Here is an 18,267-nt window from a genome sequence, read left to right as displayed (position 1 = left end):
CTTGAAGGCATAGTGGTGCTCTGTCGAAAGCCTTAAACGCAGTATAAAGCGTGTTGAAACCCGCCCTTCGGGAGCCTCACAGGCATCCCACTCCCGTGTTGCATTGACTTAAAAGGGAATGACCATTTCTGCGTCAATGCGCCTTGGATTGAAATGCCTGTGAGGCTCTGAACTGATTAGATATTTAATGTGATTGGTATGACTCATTAACCCACATATTTTGAGTGAGTTTCGCACCAAGTTTGTAGCTTATGTTGTAAATCGCGCAGCTTCTTTGGGTAATGGCTCTGCTTGGCATAAACCATATACAACTCATGTGGATAGCATTGCCATTGGGGAACGAGCAAAGTGAGTTTGTGCTGAGCGATATCCTCCTCTACCAAATAATAAGGCAGGCTAGCGATACCTGTACCACTCAAAGTAAGAAGATGTGTAGTGGCATAGTTTGAACTGCACAGTGCAGGCTCAAAAGTGAGCGTGAGACTGTCCCCCGCGAGTGGTTCAAACACCCACTGTGTTTCGCCCGAAGACAATAGACGATAATGGCGTAAATCATCAGGGTGACGAACTTCTGCGGCTGCGGAATGTGCGGGCGAAACCACTAAGACATGACGAATTCTGCCAAGATATCTGGCGATCAGATTATCGCTGTGCGCAATGCTTGTTCTTAAGGCGAGATCAAACTTACCGAACTCAACATCTTGAACATTCTGCTCAAAACACAGTTCGAGTTTCACTTGAGGATACGCAGCAATAAACTGAAGCAGCATAGGACTCAGCAATTTTTTGCCCAGTTCCGTTGGAGCTGTGAATTTTAAAGTGCCACAGGAGTCCTGCGTTAAATCCTGCACTAAACGTCCAGCTTCATTGGCCAGCCTCTCGATTTCGCAGGCTTTACCATATAACGCTTGCCCTGCTTCGGTCATTGATACTCGCCGCGTGGTTCGGTGGAGTAATTGACAACCCATTTCATCTTCAAGGGATTTAACATGGCGCGACACTAAGCCTTTAGATGCGCCGAGTTGTTCAGACGCAGCGCTAAAACTGTGCATTTTGGCAACCAGCATAAATGACTGCAGATGAGTGAGATTCATCAATTAAGCCTATTAACGAAACAATGTAGTGATTATATGCGCTTTTTCTATTTAATTAACCAGACTATCCTCAATTCGTATTCAATTTAGGAGCATGTCATGAAAATAGTCGTAGTGGGTGCATCAGGCACAATCGGACAAGCCATAGTCCGCTTATTTCATTCAACTCAGCATGAAGTTATTCAGGTAGGGCGAACAACGGGGGATGTCCTGATAGACATTCGGGATGAACATTCACTCCATCAAGGGCTAGAAAAAATCGGTAAAGTCGATGCAATGATTTCGGCCATGGGTGATGTCGTGTTTAAACCCTTTAACGCTATGACTCAAGCAGACTGGTATACAGGGCTCCAAAGTAAGTTATTGGGGCAAATACAGTTAGTGCAAATAGGTAGCCAATACCTCAACGCTGGGGGCAGTTTTACACTGACCAGTGGCATTATTGCCGATGTCCCAGTAAAAGATGGCATCAGTGCCGCCACAATCAATGGCGCACTTGAGCATTTTGTTACCGCCGTCGCGGGTGAATTACCTGCGCAGCAGCGGATAAACATTGTCAGCCCAACGGTATTAAGCGAGTCATTAGCGAGCTATCAGGACTATTTTCCCGGTTTTAGTGCAATCAATGCCGACATATTAGCCAAGGTTTATTTGCGCTCAGTCATGGGCAGAGAAAACGGCCGAGTGCTGAAAGCCTTTTCCAGCTGCGGCACAGTGTCTTAACAGCAGTGTCCTAACAGCAGTGTCCTAACAGGACAACCTAACCTTGTAACGCAAGGCGCGTAATCAGTCACTGTTAAAGTCTTGAGCGTTGCGCTGGGATTGCCTACAATAGCGCACGCTTTTTCACTATAGACAACGACAGATCACGACCATGACCGACACAACATCATTACCTGCTTTACCGGATCGCCTTTCCGTTAACCCACGCAGCCCACACCATGTGGCAGAAATTTTCGAGCACGATATCGGTATTAAGCTCAACGGCAAAGAGCGTTTTGATGTCGAAGAATATTGCATCAGTGAAGGTTGGGTAAAAGTGCCAAGCAAATCCTTAGACCGTCGCGGCCAACCTCTTTTGCTCACAGTAAAAGGCACAGTTGAAGCCTTTTATCGTTAAGCTTTAGCGCAAAGAGCAGGATCATAACAACGGCCAATCTAATTGGCCGTTTTTGTTTGCCCAGCAGCAAGTGATACTAACTCAATACTACTTGCTGAAACTGCACCAGTGTACTGGCCTACTATTCGGAACAGCTATTTAGTCGATTTTTGGCGAAATGGATTAAATCAAATAGCATTATGCATGCCTACTTATTTGAATATCATCAAGTTTATTTGGGGATTCGCTAGAGAAAGCGTTAGAGAGAGGAGAAATAGTTGATGTCTCGGTAACTCCAATATATAAAGGTCCTTCCAGAATATCGGCAGGTATAACAGTAAATGCTCAAGATAGTGATGGTTTCTTTGAAAGCATTGCTCTTCTTAATCCTCGTGGAATGTAGATCATGACCCTATCAGTATTAAATAGCATTTTAACTCCCCCTAACTTCCCTAATGAATCTGGGATTGGTAAAGTTTGGCCTTCTATAGATGAAGGTCTTAGTTTTCCCAGGGATTACATTGCGTTTATTAATCGTTATGGCACAGGAAGAATTGCCGATTTTATAGCGATATTCAATCCATTTACTACGAATTGTGACCTTGATTTTTTTGAGCAGAAGAAATCAATCATTGAGGATTTCAATTACCTTAATAATGAAGACCCAGAGTATTTTAAATATAACCTCTATCCAGAAATTAATGGCCTTTTACCAATAGGCGTAACGGATAATGGTGATTGCATATTTTGGGTTGTTTCCGATCTAAAAGACAGTGAGACATGGGGCACTGCAATAATCGCATCTAGATCGCCAGATGTAGAATATTTTGATGAAAATATAACCTCTCTATTGACTGGTTTATTGTTAAGAAAAATAAGATCAGGATCATTACCTAATAGTTTTCCTCCTAAAAATGTTACCTTTGAAAAAATTTAAACAAAAAATAAATGGTCATCCGCAATAAATCATGGACCGCCACGGCCAACCACTGCTACTCACAGTAAAAGGCACAGTTGAAGCCTTTTATCGTTAAGCCTTAGCGCAAAGAGCCGGATCATAAAATGAGTAAAGGCTAGCCGTGGGAACCCTAGCTAGCCTTAGATAACAAACACAGTCTTCCTTAGGTTATTGTTTGCGCACTAGTTTATCCGCAAGATAGTCAGCTAATTCAGCAAGAGGGATATGAGTCATCACACCGTCTTTGCGGCACTTAACTGACACACACTTCTCGGCCTCTTCTTTATCCCCAACCGTTAAGATATAAGGCACTTTTTGCTTGTGAAAGCGTTTCATTTTGCGGGCAACTGAGTTTTGACTGATATCAACCAACACTCGCATGTCTCGTGCTAAACATAGTGCGGCTAACTGACGGACAAATTGGCTGTTTGACTCATTTACAGAGGCAATAGCAACAGGTACAGGATGTAACCAAACAGGAAGGTTACCCTGTGAGACTTCCAAGAGAATCCCCAACCAACGCTCGATAGAGCCATACATAGCTTGGTGCATAATCACTGGCCGTTCGAATTCACCTTGCTCATTTGTGTACTGAACATCGAATCTTTCAGGCAAATTAAAATCAAACTGGATAGTGCCACACTGCCAGCGTCTTCCCATAGAATCTGTCAGTGACAGTTCAATTTTGGGACCATAAAAAGCCCCTTCACCAGCTTGATACTCAGCATCAAAGCCCTCAATCTGGCAGGCTGAATCCAATAGCTTTTGTGCTCGGCACCATTGCTCATCGCTGCCTAATGCCTTCTCAGGTTTAGTCGATATTTTTACGTCTAAATTATGGTAGCCGTAATCACCATAAACCTGCTTTGCACGCTGGAGAAAACCACGTATCTCCTCCTCTGCCTGAGACCAACAGCAAAAAACATGGGCATCATCCTGAGTGAACTGGCGTGCGCGCAGGCAACCATTTAACGAACCGGAGGATTCATTACGGTGCACCAAGCCAAACTCAAATAGCCGCAGAGGCAAATCTCTATGGCTATGTACTCCGCGCTTAAACAGCAAAATATGGGCAGGACAAGACATGGGTTTTAAAACATATTCATCGATGTTTTCCTTTCCGCCACCGAAAAACATGTTCTCTGCAAACATGTCCATATGCCCAGACGTTTGCCATAACTCCTTCTTCATAAAAACAGGCGTGTTCACCTCTTCAAAACCATTTCTACGGTACACGCGCCTCATGTGCTCTTGAATATCTCGAAATAATGCCCAGCCATTAGGGTGCCAAAAAATCATGCCCGGCGCCTGTGGTTCAGAGTGAAATAGGTCAAGTTGTTCTGCAATTTCGCGATGTGTTTTCATCATTCTCTCCTGAGTAAAATCTGAGTAAAATCTGAGCGAAATACAAAACCAAGGTATAAAAAAACCCTCTGGCGATTTCGCTCAGAGGGTTTTTTTAAAGACGCAAAAAACTACCCCCCGAGAATTCTCGTGGTGGTAGTGGTGGTGTTAATTGCGCTTACGTATATTTTTTTCATGCGCCAGTAATAACAAATCATCCCTATCGCAGCAAGCATTTTGTTTATAAAAAAAATAAATGGCAGACAAAATAAAGACAAAATAAATGGCCATCCATAATGAATTATTAGACCGTCGCGGCCAACCTCTTTTGCTCACAGTAAAAGGCACAGTTGAAGCCTTTTATCGTTAAGCTTTAGCGCAAAGAGCGAGATCATAACAACGGCCAATCTGATTGGCCGTTTTTGTTTGCCTATTCTACTTCTGCGGCTAAACCATAGGCCTGGTAAATCTGTTTTACACGGCCCGATGCAGCCATATCAAGCAGCGCCTGATTAAGTTCATCGAAAATAGCAGCATGGGTAGAGTTACGGGACATACCAAAATAATGTTCGATCCGATTCGACTGACGGTAATCGGCATAGCTAAAACGATCGTAACCGAGCTGCTTGAAGGCATTCTCAATGGCGGCACGATCGAGCACCACCATAGTGTCAAAACGCCCCATGATAAACATGCGAGCCATGTTTTCATCATCGGTAGACTCAATTTTACGAAGCGCGGGATCCGTATTAAAACGCTCAAAATAAACTGTGCCCCGTTTAACCCCTACAGTAAGCTGATACAAATCCTCATAGGACTTAATCCGTCCTTCCTCGCCAGCTTTTACGAGAAACAAAATATCGCGAGTCTGAGTGCCGATAGGACCAAGAAACCGTACAAATGCCTCTCGCTCTTCGTCTCGTATCGTGCGCGGCACAATGTCGACCGTGCCTACCCGCAACTCATGAATGCTGCGAGCAAAAGGACGCGCGCTCCATTCGACGCGATAACCGACCTTAGCCGCCGCTTCCTCAAGAATATCCTTTAACGGACTCGTCATAGTATTAGTTCGCTCATCAAGCACCATCTCAGGAGGACGATGCCGAAAATCGGCACGCAACACGTTAGAAAAAGTAGCCGATTGCACCTCAGCGGCGACAATGATGTCCGAGAAAAAACCACAACCAAGCACACACAGAATTGCGTAAACAGAAGGCAACGAAACAAGGATACTTTTAAAATACATAGAGATGCCCGCAAATTTATATATTGCATTTAGCATAACTCAAAAAATCGAAAACTAAAGTGCATAAAACATAGGCCCAGCCTGTAATTGTGATAAAGCGCATTGATTAAACCGTATAGAGCGGGTTAAAGTGTGACCACAAAGTAAAAAGTGTGACCACTCAGGAAAATGCAGGGCAAACTCGAACTCAATCATCGAGCACGCCATTTAGGGAAGAAGAAGCAAATCAGCAATGTGCGCCCAAACTCTAAGCAGACAAGTCTGCCACCACTTTCCAAAATAATAAGTACATTTTATTAGCGGGTTATGTCATCGGGTTAACTATTGACTCGCATTACTTCAGGGACGTAAATGACCGATTTCAGCAGCATTCTTTTATCCTACGGGATACTTCTGTCTGGCCTTCTTGTCACAGTGGGTGTGATGTATGTGTTGCTCAAACATCGCGATACAACCGTCAAGCTGCCCGTTGATCGTGAGCAACTGACCCGTATCCCCGCCTATGGCTTACAAGAGCAAATCCATGATCTGCAATTAGATTTAATCGGCTGCATGATGATGGGACTATTGATTGTTTGCCTTCCATTTGCCGCCAGCAGCATCCAAGCGCATATCACAGTCGGAAAATTCCCTTGGTTATTAAGCATCACAGCATTAATGGGCTTAACCTATTGCGGCTTTAAAACATGGAAAAACTTTTCAAAGCTCACCAAATTACGCCTAGGGCATACAGCAGAAATCGCCACAGCCAATGAACTTATCGGCCTACAAGCCTTGGGTTATCAAGTGTTTCACGATGTCCAAGCCGACGGCTTTAATATCGACCATCTTGTGGTAGGCAAAAATGGCGTATTTGCCATTGAAACCAAAGGCCGCCATAAACGGAACAAAGACCTACTCCAAACCAATGGCAATGGCTCTGGTTCTGATAAAAAAGGTTATCAAGTATTTTATAAAGACGGGCGATTAAACTTCCCCTCATGGACAGAAACCAAACCAATCGAACAAGCCGAACGCCAAGCCAAGTGGGTCAGCCAATGGTTAACCAAAGCCACAGGAACACCAGTAACATCAACCCCAGTACTCGTATTCCCCGGCTGGTTTGTCACAAGTCAATCAAAACCGCCGTTTCCGATCCTCAACCACAAACAATTAGTCGGCACCATCCCAACACTCAGAACCCAAGCACTTACCCAGCAACAAGTAGACACCATCATCTACCAAGTCGCCCAAAGATGCCTGAGTAAAAGCGAGGTAGGGAAATAATTAAAATGAAATGCTCACGTTTATTCCACTTACTCTATGAAGGAAAATTAAATTGGAAAACGATGAAACTTTAACTAATAGAAGCTTGGTATAATTTATATTTAACTTTGACGGTACTAAAGACTTAACAGTGAAATGACACTGCAAAATAATAATTACAGGATTAAAAGTATATGTTTCAAACTGATATTGGTCCATTAGATGGAGACAAATGGGAAAGTCTGATTCAGGTTATTTATAAAAAGAGGTACGACTCTTATCAAGACATGATTGCCTCACCAGGTGATCTTGGAATAGAAGGTTTCGTTCTCGATGAAGGAATTGTAATCCAATGCTATTGTCCAGATGAAAACTATGACACAAAAACATTACATGAAAAACAACGAGATAAGATAACTAAGGATATTGGGAAACTGCTTTCAAATCAAGAAGATTTACGCAAACATATTGGTGATACAAAAATTTCTCAATGGGTATTTATCACACCTAGAATAGCTAAGCATGATATTTATGCTCATGCTCGAACCAAGGAGTCTGAAGTAAAATCTGCGAACCTTGATATTATCGCTGATGACTTTAAGATTCTTATAAAAGATCTTGGTTTTTATATTCATGATATAAGAAATTTACAAGTAATTAATGGGGAACAACTTAGTTTTTCAGATTTTAATGGTGAAGAAATATCTGAACCAAAATTAGGTACTGTTTATGATGACAATATTCACAACAAAAACAAAATAAGAAGTATTATAAACAAAGAATACAAACCTACTAATCATCATCGCCTTAATGATATTACTAAAAAGAACTATCTAGAAGGATATGAAATATTAAGAAAAATTTTTAATCAATCACCAGAGCTGTATGAGAAAATTGCTAAATTAGTTAATAATTTTGAAGATGATGTAGAAGAGTCATCTATGACTTGGGAAGATAACCCTCAAAAATTAGTTCAATGGGTAGAAGATAAATTATTGGATAGATTCTCTAAAGAACCACACATATCAGCTATATCTCATGAAGATCTTGTATCAATTACTAAACATATGATAGCAAGATGGATAGCTGAATGTCCAATGAGGATTGAGTAATGAGCAAACTATTATTTTCTCGAAAAAAAACTGCTGTGCTACCAGAACTAAGACCGATGTACAAAGTAGGAAAAATACTCTTAATACTTAAGATTTGTTGTAGCGGAGGAAAAGCAAGTCTCCTAAAACTACACTTATTTAACTGGGCAATGTTAGAGTCACAACGCTTACAAATATTACTCCGTTCTGCTGAGGAGAAAGAATTATTGCTTGGTGTATGGGGGATAGACCCATCGTTAAATATGGCACTAAACTATGCAATATCTGAAGATCTTCTCTGCAGACTGCAAAATGGGAATTATAAGCTAACATCAAAATCAGAATCATTTATTTCCGGCTCTGATCTTATAAATTTATTTGATAATGAATTTAACATACTAAAAAAAATAGATAAAAAAATAACTGAAACTATGGTTACGCAAGCAGCGAAGAGGTGGGTAGATGAAGTTTAATAAGTTATATGTAAAACTAACTGACCCTGACAGTCAAAATTATGGCTATATTATAGAGTTTAACTCAGGCCTAAATATAATAAGAGGTGATAACTCATCAGGTAAGAGTACACTTGTAAACTCATTAATATATAGCCTTGGTATGGAAGAGATAATAGGCTCAAAAGGAAATACAGCCTTACCATACGCTTTAAAAGAAAGATTCGATTTAGATGGAAAAGAAAAACGAATTTTAAGCTCAACTGTATATCTAGAGATAGAGAATAAATTTGGTAAAACAATTACATTAAAGCGAGCCATAAAATCAGAAGATGCCAATACTAAGCTGATTCAAATCATTGAAGGCGCATATTTAACCAGTCCTTCACTAAATAATCTTAAAAGTAGGTATACATTCTTACATGATGCGGGTTCTGCTCAAGATGCTGAACATGGATTTTTTGCTTATTTAGAGAAATTTCTTGGATTAGAGTTACCAAGTTTAATTGATAACAAAGGAAAAGAAACTAAACTTTATTTACAGTCAATTTTTGCTGCGCTAATAGTAGAGCAAAAAAGAGGCTGGACAGATTACATTGCGAATATTCCATATTTTGGAGTGAGCGGAATGAGGGAGAAAGTGGCCAGTTTTATTTTAAATCTAGATAATTTCAGAAATAAAAAGATTCTTAACGAATTACAATCTGAACGTTCAACACTAATAAACAAATGGTCAGAGACGGTAACAGAGCTAAAGTTCTCTGTTGAAAGTAAGTATTTATCCATATCTGGATTAAATAGAACACCATCAATAGATTTTGACCCTAGGCTAATAACAGTAAGTGAGAAAAAAGGATCAGAATCAAAATCAATTAAAGATATTAAACATGAACTTAACGATGAGTTCATGAAAATTGTTAAACTTGAAAAAAACCAATTACAAGATGAACCAACTGATTTAATTCATGATATCGAAAAAGTACAAAACAGGATAGACGAGCTACTAACAATCAATGGAATGTGTAGTAGCAAAATAAAAATAAACGAGTCACAACTAAAACAATACATTGAAAGCTTAAATAGTATTGAAAAGGATTTAAATTCAAATAAATTAATAGAGAAACTTGTCAGGTATGGTGCTAATGAGGCAGAACTAGACTTCGTAAGAGGAAAGTGCCATACATGCATGAATCCAATTGATGACATTTTACTACCACCTGATAGCATCTCAATGCCAATGTCTTTAGAAGAGAATATCACACATCTAGATAACCAAAGGAAAATGACAAAATCAATCCTTGAAGGCCTAGAAACTAGCATTGAATCAGATAGAGGTCAGTTATTAACAATTAATAGAGAAATCATAAAATATAAGTTGGAACTGACTTCTTTGAAAAGAGATATAAAATCTACAAATAGTATTAAAGAGGCTGACATTAGAAAAAAAATTACTATTGAAAATAGAATTTCAGAAATTGAAAAAATTGAAGAAAAATTTGGAAACAGTATCAATACACTCATAAACATGACTGAGAGATATAAAATATTAAATGGGAAAATTTCTGAATTATTAAAAACCACTGTCACAAAAAGTGATTGGTTAAAAATCAACACCTTTTCAAATGAATTTAAAAATTTAGCAAAAAAATTTGGTTACCGTAGTGCAGATGTTAATGAGATAGAAATAAAACCAGATACACTATTGCCATATTTAAAGGACCTTGAGTTAAGAGAGAGTCTTGATACACCTACAGAGGTTGCTACAAAGAATAACAGCACAGATATAAAATCAGATTCTTCTGCAAGTGACTTTGTAAGATTAATTTGGTCTTATTTAATTTCCTTGTATACGGCTTCGAACGCCACAGGAGGAAATCACCTTGGACTGCTACTATTTGATGAGCCAGCCCAACATTCAATGAGCACGAAAAGCGTTAATAGGATGCTTGACACCTTAGCAACTACAAAAGGTTTACAAAGTATTGTTGCGGCATCATTTGATGAAAATGAGGAAACATATTTAGCTTCTGTTTTAGGACTAAATGTTAATAGTTTTAAACTTATACGCCTACCAAGAAAAATTATTACTAGGATAGAACCACAAAGAATATCAGGACAGGCATAACTCTTCACTTAATGGTTACACCAGAACTGGCATTGTTGCACCAGTGACCTTCTAAAACATGGATGTTTTAGTAGAGCCTACAGGGATGTATCCACGGCGTGTCACTGGTGTAACAGTGCTAAAGCCTGCGGCAGGCAATTGGGGAATACCGTAGCCAGAAGCCACAATAAAGCTATTTCGCACCATTCAATTCAGCAGAAACTACTTCAACAAAAACACAACTAAACCCTAAATTGCTGGCAATAAAAAAGCGAACCGCTAAGGGTTCGCTTTCATCAAACGTTAGAACTGAATAACGTACTATTCAGCCCTTATTCGTAGTCTGATAATGGTGCGCATGAACACATCAAGTTACGATCACCGTACACATCATCGATACGATTCACGGTTGGCCAGAACTTGTTAGTGCGCACTGATGCACTTGGGAACACGGCCACTTCGCGGCTGTATGGACGCGTATCAAACTCTGGGTCCATGATATCGGCCATAGTGTGCGGTGCGTTGTGCAGCGGGTTGTTGTCCGCTGGCCATTCACCCGATTCTACTTTGGCGATTTCGGCACGGATTGACACCATAGCGTCGATGAAACGATCGAGTTCCACCTTAGACTCTGATTCCGTTGGCTCAATCATCAGGGTTCCCGCAACAGGGAAGCTCATGGTTGGCGCGTGGAAACCGTAGTCATTCAAACGCTTAGCGATATCCATTTCGGTCACGCCTGAGGCTTCTTTCAGTGGGCGTAGGTCGATAATACATTCGTGCGCGACGCGATCATTACGGCCACGGAACAATACTGGGTAGTGTTCAGACAACTTCTTCATCACGTAGTTAGCGTTTAACAGCGCAGTTTGGGTCGACTTTTTCAGACCTTTTGAACCAAGCAGCTTAATGTACATCCAGCTGATCGGCAGAATGCCAGCGCTACCGTAAGGTGCAGCTGAGACGGCGCCGTTGTTGTCGCTCACGCGGCCCGGTTTCACCACAACGTGACCCGCAACAAATGGGGCTAAGTGTGATTTCACGCCGATAGGGCCCATACCTGGACCACCGCCGCCGTGTGGAATCGCGAAGGTTTTATGCAAGTTAAGGTGTGATACGTCGGCACCAATAAAGCCAGGAGACGTTAAGCCGACCTGAGCGTTCATGTTAGCGCCGTCTAAGTACACTTGACCGCCGTGCTGATGCACTATGTTGCAAATTTCGCGGATAGATTCTTCATACACACCGTGGGTCGATGGGTAAGTGATCATGATGCAAGACAGGTTTTCAGCCACTTCGGCGGCTTTCGTCTTCAGATCTTCTAAATCGACGTTACCTTGCTTGTCACAGGCCGTCACCACCACTTGCATACCGGCTAATTGCGCCGATGCAGGGTTAGTACCGTGGGCAGATTGCGGGATCAAACAGATGTTTCTGTGCGCATCGCCGCGTGACTCATGGTATTTCTTGATGGCTAACAAGCCAGCGTATTCACCTTGAGCGCCAGAGTTAGGTTGGATACACACAGCGTCGTAGCCTGTGATGTTCACTAACCAAGTCGACAACTCTTCAATCAACTGAGTAAAGCCTTTGGCTTGATCCAGTGGGCTGAATGGGTGCATGTTGGCAAATTCTGGCCAGCTCACAGGGAGCATTTCAACCGCTGCGTTTAACTTCATGGTGCAAGAGCCCAGTGAAATCATCGAGTAGTTAAGTGCTAAGTCTTTGCTTTCGAGACGTTTGATATAACGCATCATCTCGGTTTCGCTTTGATAGCGATTGAAGGTTGGGTGGCTTAAAATCGCATCTTGGCGCACGAGTGCCGCCGGAATCGATTGGCTACCTTGGCTCACGATTTGCGCGTCTAACGCGGCAACATCTAAACCATGGCCGGCACCTAAAATCACATCGAACAGGGCTTCGATATCTGTGCGCAACGTGGTTTCGTCTAAGCTCACGCCCACAATACCATCGGCATCGAAACGTAGATTCATTTCAGCAGCCAGTGCGCGTGCATTGACGGCAGCAACATCTAAGCCTTTGATGCTAACAGTATCAAACCAAGTGCTGTTGACTAAGTTCACGCCCTTCGCTTTTAAGCCTGTCGCTAAAATGTCGGCGAAACGGTGAATGCGTGACGCGATAGTTTTCAGGCCATCTGGGCCGTGGAATACGGCGTAGAAAGACGCCATATTCGCTAACAGAATTTGTGCAGTACAAATGTTTGAGTTGGCTTTTTCGCGGCGGATATGTTGCTCACGAGTTTGCATTGCCATACGCAGTGCGCGGTTACCACGGGCGTCTTTTGACACACCAATGATACGGCCAGGCATAGAACGTTTGTGCTCGTCACGGGCAACGAAGAAGGCCGCGTGTGGGCCACCAAAGCCCATTGGCACGCCAAAACGCTGCGCACTACCGAATACCACATCGGCGCCCATAGCGCCCGGTGATTTCAGTAATACCAAGGACATAATGTCGGCGGCGACAGTCACAACCACATTCTTCGCACGCAGAGTTGCGAATAATTCAGTGAAGTCAGTGATTTGACCGAAACGGTTAGTATATTGGAACAAAGCACCAAACAGCTCATGGTTAACGGCCTCAGATGCAGGGCCAACCACGACTTCAAAACCAAAACACTCAGCGCGGGTTTTCACTACGTCTAAGGTTTGCGGGAACACATCATCGGCAACGAAGAAGATATTGGCTTTTTTCGCTTTAGAAACGCGCTTTGCCAGCGCCATCGCTTCGGCAGCAGCAGTTGCTTCATCTAACAAAGAAGCAGAAGCCAAATCTAAACCCGTTAAGTCCATCGACACTTGTTGGAAGTTTAGAATGGCTTCTAAACGGCCTTGGGCGATTTCTGGCTGATATGGCGTGTAAGCCGTGTACCAACCTGGGTTTTCAAATACGTTACGCAGGATCACGTTTGGCACTTGAGTGCCGTAGTAACCCATGCCGATATAGCTCTTAAATACTTGGTTTTGTTTCGCTAAACCACGAATGTAAGCAATTCCTTCGGCTTCGCCGCAGGAATCACCAATGCTCAGATCTTGGCTTAAACGGATCGACTCAGGCACAATTTGCGCGGTCAGATCGTCCAGAGACTCAGCACCAACATAGTTCAGCATGGCTTGCTGTTGGCTGCTATCTGGGCCGATATGACGACGTAGGAATAAATCGTGCTGTTCTAACTGAGTGAGGGTTTGCTTGGTCATGATAAACCTTGTTCCAGATTTGCCGAAATTCAGAACTGTAGGGTACTGATTAACGGACTGTTGTTATGTCAATCTTGCGCTAAAACAAACGAAGCCCCTTAGGGCTTCGTTAGCGTCGACGATTATTCTTCGTCGATGACAGCTTGGTAGCCTTCAGCATCCAGCAGAGCGTCGACTTCTGATTCGTCAGAAGGCATTACGCGGAAGAACCAGCCTTCGCCGTAAGCACTGCTGTTAACGAGTTCTGGCGAATCTTCCAGCGCTTCGTTCACGGCAATCACTTCGCCAGAAATGGGGGCATAAATGTCAGACGCCGCTTTTACTGATTCAGCTACAGCACAGTCTTCACCCGCAGTCACAGTGTCGCCAACTTCTGGGAGTTCAACGAAAACCATGTCACCTAACAGCTCTTGGGCGTGCTCAGTGATACCTACTGTGTAGCTACCGTCTTCTTCCTTGCGGATCCATTCGTGTGAAGAGGCGTATTTCAGTTCTGTCGGAATATTGCTCATTGTTCTTGTTCCTTGTTCCGTTTTTTTAAAATGCTTGTTTACCGTTGCGCACAAAGTTTGGCGCCACTACTCTAACAGCCACACGTTTTTTACGCATTTCGACTTCCGCAGTATCCCCAATCGAGCTAGGAACACGTGCCATCGCAATAGAATAGCCCAATGTTGGCGAGAAAGTCCCGCTGGTGATCACGCCTTGTTGCTCTACACCGGCTGTGTCGGTGAAAAATACTGGCATATCATGGCGTAACACGCCCTTTTCTTCCATCACTAGACCAACAAGTTTGCTGGTTCCGGCATCGCGAAGTGTTTCGAGGGCTTTACGGCCGATGAAGTCACGGTCGTTTGGTTCCCATGCAATAGTCCAGCCCATGTTGGCGGCCAATGGGTTGATGGTCTCGTCCATGTCTAAGCCGTAAAGATTCATACCAGCTTCGAGACGCAGCGTGTCACGGGCACCGAGACCACAAGGTTTAACCCCTTGATCTAACAATGCTTGCCACAAGGCTTGAGCTTCATCTTCTGGGACGATAATTTCGTAGCCCGCTTCGCCTGTGTAACCCGTAGTCGCAATAAACAGTGAGCCAGCTTGCTTACCGAAGAAAGGTTTCATGCCTTCGATGGCGGCGTTTTGCTCGGCACTGAACACGGCAGCGGCTTTCGCTTTTGCGTTAGGACCTTGAACGGCAATCATCGCCAGCTCAGGACGCTCAGTCACAGTGACATCAAAACCTTGGGATTGCTTGGCGATCCAAGCGAGATCTTTTTCGCGGGTCGCTGAGTTCACTACCACGCGGTAGTTAGTGTCAGTGAGGTAATAAGTGATGAGGTCGTCGATGATACCGGCATTGTCATCTAACATGCCGCTGTATAAGGCTTTACCTGGCACTTTAAGTCTAGCCACATCGTTCGCCAGCAACTTACGTAGAAATGCACCAGCGTCGCTACCTATCACATCAACCACAGTCATGTGGGATACGTCGAACATACCCGCGTCTTGACGCACAGCGTTGTGTTCTTCGATTTGTGAACCATAGTTGAGGGGCATATCCCAACCGTGGAAGTCGACCATCTTAGCGTTTGATTCTAAGTGCTTGTTAAACAGAATAGTTTTGTTAGCCATTGTTATCCCTTTTTGCGGCCTTTTTCAGGTCTCTGCCTAGTGTAGGGTGTAGATACTAGGGTCTAAAATGCGGCGAAATTATACCTTGCGTCACAAATTTGTATACAGGAGATTTTTCTAATCCGAAGCCATTGCCATTAGATTTTCTCATCTTCAACATGTAATTTTTTTACATGCGAAGGCCAGATTTGCGCACTATAGTACCAATGCGCTGATATTTTGAGCGATTAAGTTCACATTAGCGCAACCTAGGCTAACGGCACAACTTAGGCAGTGCCGACTTATTGCCCATGGCCTGTTGTATGAACACTGTTTTCAGCCCAGCGACATTATCAACGAGATTTAATCCCAGATCGCGAATCACCTTTTTGACTGGGTTTGAACCTTCAAATAGGCGTTTAAAGCCCTCCATCGCCGCGATCATCTCCATTGCATCGGCTTTGCGCCAACGTTCAAGTGCACGCAGCTGCGCATAATCGCCGATATCTTTACCCGCTTGCTGTAATTCGCTGATCACTTCGATAATGCTGGCCGCATCTAAAAAGCCGAGGTTCACCCCTTGGCCAGCCAGCGGATGAATAGTATGGGCAGCATCGCCTGCTAATACTAAACGGTGACGGGCAAAATGGCGGGCGTAACGCATCCGTAATGGGAAGGCTTGGCGCTCGCTTTCAAGCTGACAGATCCCCAAACGACCGTCGAAAGCCGCGGTTAAGTTGCGCTCAAATTGCACTTTATCCATTGCCAATAACTCAGTGGCACGCTCGGGCGGCACCGACCAGACGATAGAGCAGAGATTGTCTTCATACAGAGGTAAAAATGCTAACGGGCCGTCCTGCAAAAACACTTGGCGGGCGGTGGCAAGGTGTGGCATTTCGGTACGAATAGTTGCGACGATTGCGTGGTGGCCGTAATCCCAAAAGGTCAGCGGGATCTTGCATTGCTCGCGCACCCAAGAGTTGGCGCCATCGGCGGCTATCACAAGTGCGGCACTGACACTTTCTATTTCAGAATCGACGCCATTGGCAAGGGTCAACCAAGCTTCGCGCTCACCAAAAGCAATGCGCTCTATGCGTTGGTTTTGAATATGGGTGATATTGTCAAACTCACTGGCGCGTTTGGCGAGGGCAAAGCTAATGGCATCGTTTTCGATAATCGCGCCGAGACTGGTTTCGCTGATGCTGTTGGCATCAAAGGCAATTTTACCGAAACCGTCTTTATCCCACACCGCCATTTTTTGATAAGGCGTGGCGCGGGAAGTGTCTAAATAAGCCCATGCCCCTAAGTTTTCTAACAAGCGCTGGCTCGCCTTATTGATGGCGCTCACCCGTAAACGCGGCTCGCCGCTCACGGCCTCAGTGTGGCCCGCATCGATAACGACGACATTCAGATCGGCCTGCGCCAATCCAATCGCGGTGGCGAGTCCCACCATGCCGCCACCCACAATGGCGATGTCATAGGCTTGTGAACTTAACATGGGTACATCCTTTTCGCGTTGCGATACCAGTAAATTGCTGAGTTATTTCCAGCCCATTGCCTTTTGAGCGACGGGGGTTTTCAGTGGCGGAAACCAAGACAAGAGCCGTAATCCTAAGTTACGCCCCAGCGCCATCGGCCAATATTGGTTTGAAAAGCCACGGACTAAAAATTCGATATTTCGGATAGTGCTGTTTCTGTCGTGCTCGCGGGCATTAAGGTACGCATGGGTCACCGCGGCGGAGCCGATATCTTCGCCCTGAGCTAGCGCCGTTTGGATCACCTCAAGCAAACTCACCACATCCCTCAACCCTAGGTTAAACCCTTGTCCCGCAATCGGATGCAGTGTCTGCGCCGCATTGCCGATAAACACACATCTGTGATGAATTGGCCTTGGCATATAGGACAAATTAAGCGGATACGCATGGCGCGCGCTGACATCGATAAACGTGCCCGCACGATAACCAAAGGCCTGTTGCAGCGCCGCTAAAAACTCAGCCTTAGGCGCGTCTTGCATCTGTTTAGCCCGCACATCATCGAGCGCCCACACGAGAGAAAAGCGAGGTTGACCTTGGCTATCAGCCATAGGCAATAACGCTAATGGACCCGTTTGGGTAAAGCGCTCATAGGCCCAATGTTTGTGAGGCCTATTGGTTGGCAAATCGGCGGTTTGAATATTGGCAATAATGGCCGTTTGTTCGAAGGCCACTTGAGTCACGGGCAAATTAAAACTGCTGCGCACTTTGGATTGCAAACCATCGGCTGCGACCACAAGTTTGGCTTGAATTCGCTCGCCCGTATCGAGCACTAAGGTGTGACCTTCAACGGCGGGTTCTACTTGGGCAAGCTTGGCGGGGCAATAGAGTTTGACACTACTCTTATTCAACTCGTTAAACAGCACTTGGCCAACCCGTTCAAGCTCAACCACTTGGCCTAGGGCATCTAAATGAAACTGCGCCGCATTGAGTTCTGTCATGCCAAAGTGGCCGCGATCCGACACATGGATATTTTCAATCGCCGTGCCCAAATGGGCGAGCTTTTGCCATAAACCTAAACGGGATAATTCGAAAATAGAACCATGGGCGATAGCAATAGAGCGGGCATCGAATCCGGGGTGTTGCTTATCGGGAAGGTGCGCTTCGATTAAGGCGATAGAAAGTGGCCGAGCTGCGGATAAAGAAAGACGCGCGAGAGCTAACGCTAGGGTCGCCCCCGCCATCGCACCGCCTACAATCGCGATGTCGACGTGTTGAACTGAAGTATCCATGTGATTTGTGGCCGTCATGGGGATCTCATTCAAGCTTT

General features: G+C 44.1%; 15 protein-coding genes and 1 pseudogene. 8 read left to right on the top strand and 8 right to left on the bottom strand.

Annotated elements, in window-relative coordinates:
- Window positions 1-206: 206 nt before the first annotated feature.
- Window positions 207-1,094 (bottom strand): LysR family transcriptional regulator, encoded by an 888-nt coding sequence (locus L5L97_RS02640; RefSeq protein WP_263181921.1) that lies wholly within the window; start codon window positions 1,092-1,094, stop codon window positions 207-209.
- 99 nt (window positions 1,095-1,193) lie between these two features.
- On the opposite strand from L5L97_RS02640, the gene L5L97_RS02635 reads away from it, so the two are divergent.
- The 3 genes from L5L97_RS02635 to L5L97_RS02625 all read left to right on the top strand — a co-directional run bounded on the left by L5L97_RS02635 (window position 1,194) and on the right by L5L97_RS02625 (window position 3,130).
- A complete protein-coding gene (locus tag L5L97_RS02635) occupies window positions 1,194-1,817 on the top strand; it encodes a short chain dehydrogenase (protein ID WP_212599698.1) in 624 nt (207 codons plus the stop codon).
- 151 nt (window positions 1,818-1,968) lie between these two features.
- On the top strand, window positions 1,969-2,214 hold the full coding sequence (locus tag L5L97_RS02630; RefSeq protein WP_006080205.1) for a DUF3297 family protein: 246 nt from the start codon (window positions 1,969-1,971) through the stop codon (window positions 2,212-2,214).
- 385 nt (window positions 2,215-2,599) lie between these two features.
- On the top strand, window positions 2,600-3,130 hold the full coding sequence (locus L5L97_RS02625; RefSeq protein WP_173496734.1) for an SMI1/KNR4 family protein: 531 nt from the start codon (window positions 2,600-2,602) through the stop codon (window positions 3,128-3,130).
- 189 nt (window positions 3,131-3,319) lie between these two features.
- On the opposite strand, the gene thrS is transcribed toward L5L97_RS02625, so the two are convergent.
- Complete coding sequence (gene thrS, locus L5L97_RS02620) at window positions 3,320-4,558, bottom strand: threonine--tRNA ligase (RefSeq protein ID WP_263182007.1); 1,239 nt, start codon at window positions 4,556-4,558, stop codon at window positions 3,320-3,322.
- Window positions 4,559-4,796: 238 nt separating this feature from the next.
- Here thrS and L5L97_RS02615 point away from each other — a divergent pair.
- Window positions 4,797-4,865, top strand: a pseudogene (locus L5L97_RS02615) (DUF3297 domain-containing protein); the annotation flags it as partial.
- A gap of 60 nt (window positions 4,866-4,925) precedes the next feature.
- On the opposite strand, the gene L5L97_RS02610 reads toward L5L97_RS02615, so the two are convergent.
- Entirely contained in the window at window positions 4,926-5,741 is an 816-nt protein-coding gene (locus tag L5L97_RS02610) for a substrate-binding periplasmic protein (protein WP_263181919.1), read from the bottom strand.
- Window positions 5,742-6,092: 351 nt separating this feature from the next.
- On the opposite strand from L5L97_RS02610, the gene L5L97_RS02605 reads away from it, so the two are divergent.
- The 4 genes from L5L97_RS02605 (at window position 6,093) to L5L97_RS02590 (ending at window position 10,654) form a co-directional block, all read left to right on the top strand.
- The gene (locus L5L97_RS02605) at window positions 6,093-7,007 is read left to right on the top strand and encodes a nuclease-related domain-containing protein (protein ID WP_263181918.1); all 915 of its coding nucleotides are present in this window, start codon (window positions 6,093-6,095) and stop codon (window positions 7,005-7,007) included.
- A gap of 173 nt (window positions 7,008-7,180) precedes the next feature.
- Window positions 7,181-8,098, top strand: a complete 918-nt coding sequence (locus L5L97_RS02600; protein WP_263181916.1) for a hypothetical protein — start codon at window positions 7,181-7,183, stop codon at window positions 8,096-8,098.
- Window positions 8,098-8,550 (top strand): hypothetical protein, encoded by a 453-nt coding sequence (locus L5L97_RS02595; protein WP_263181915.1) that lies wholly within the window; start codon window positions 8,098-8,100, stop codon window positions 8,548-8,550. Before L5L97_RS02600 ends, L5L97_RS02595 begins: the two co-directional genes overlap by 1 nt.
- A complete protein-coding gene (locus L5L97_RS02590; RefSeq protein ID WP_263181914.1) occupies window positions 8,540-10,654 on the top strand; it encodes a hypothetical protein in 2,115 nt (704 codons plus the stop codon). The genes L5L97_RS02595 and L5L97_RS02590 overlap by 11 nt, the downstream gene beginning before the upstream one ends.
- A gap of 311 nt (window positions 10,655-10,965) precedes the next feature.
- On the opposite strand, the gene gcvP is transcribed toward L5L97_RS02590, so the two are convergent.
- From gcvP to ubiH, 5 genes are all read right to left on the bottom strand, one after another.
- Complete coding sequence (gcvP, locus tag L5L97_RS02585; protein WP_263181913.1) at window positions 10,966-13,854, bottom strand: aminomethyl-transferring glycine dehydrogenase; 2,889 nt, start codon at window positions 13,852-13,854, stop codon at window positions 10,966-10,968.
- 122 nt (window positions 13,855-13,976) lie between these two features.
- Entirely contained in the window at window positions 13,977-14,366 is a 390-nt protein-coding gene (gcvH, locus tag L5L97_RS02580) for a glycine cleavage system protein GcvH (RefSeq protein WP_011845766.1), read from the bottom strand.
- A gap of 25 nt (window positions 14,367-14,391) precedes the next feature.
- A complete protein-coding gene (gene gcvT / locus L5L97_RS02575) occupies window positions 14,392-15,486 on the bottom strand; it encodes a glycine cleavage system aminomethyltransferase GcvT (RefSeq protein ID WP_263181911.1) in 1,095 nt (364 codons plus the stop codon).
- 253 nt (window positions 15,487-15,739) lie between these two features.
- Window positions 15,740-16,963, bottom strand: a complete 1,224-nt coding sequence (locus L5L97_RS02570) for an FAD-dependent monooxygenase (protein ID WP_263181906.1) — start codon at window positions 16,961-16,963, stop codon at window positions 15,740-15,742.
- A gap of 42 nt (window positions 16,964-17,005) precedes the next feature.
- Window positions 17,006-18,247 (bottom strand): 2-octaprenyl-6-methoxyphenyl hydroxylase, encoded by a 1,242-nt coding sequence (ubiH, locus tag L5L97_RS02565; protein ID WP_263181905.1) that lies wholly within the window; start codon window positions 18,245-18,247, stop codon window positions 17,006-17,008.
- Between the last annotated feature and the right edge of the window lie 20 nt (window positions 18,248-18,267).

The organism is Shewanella sp. SM71, from assembly GCF_025653905.1.
Classification (GTDB): domain Bacteria; phylum Pseudomonadota; class Gammaproteobacteria; order Enterobacterales; family Shewanellaceae; genus Shewanella; species Shewanella oncorhynchi.
The sequence above is the reverse complement of the archived record's forward strand: the minus strand, read 5'-3'. Positions and strand labels throughout refer to the sequence as shown.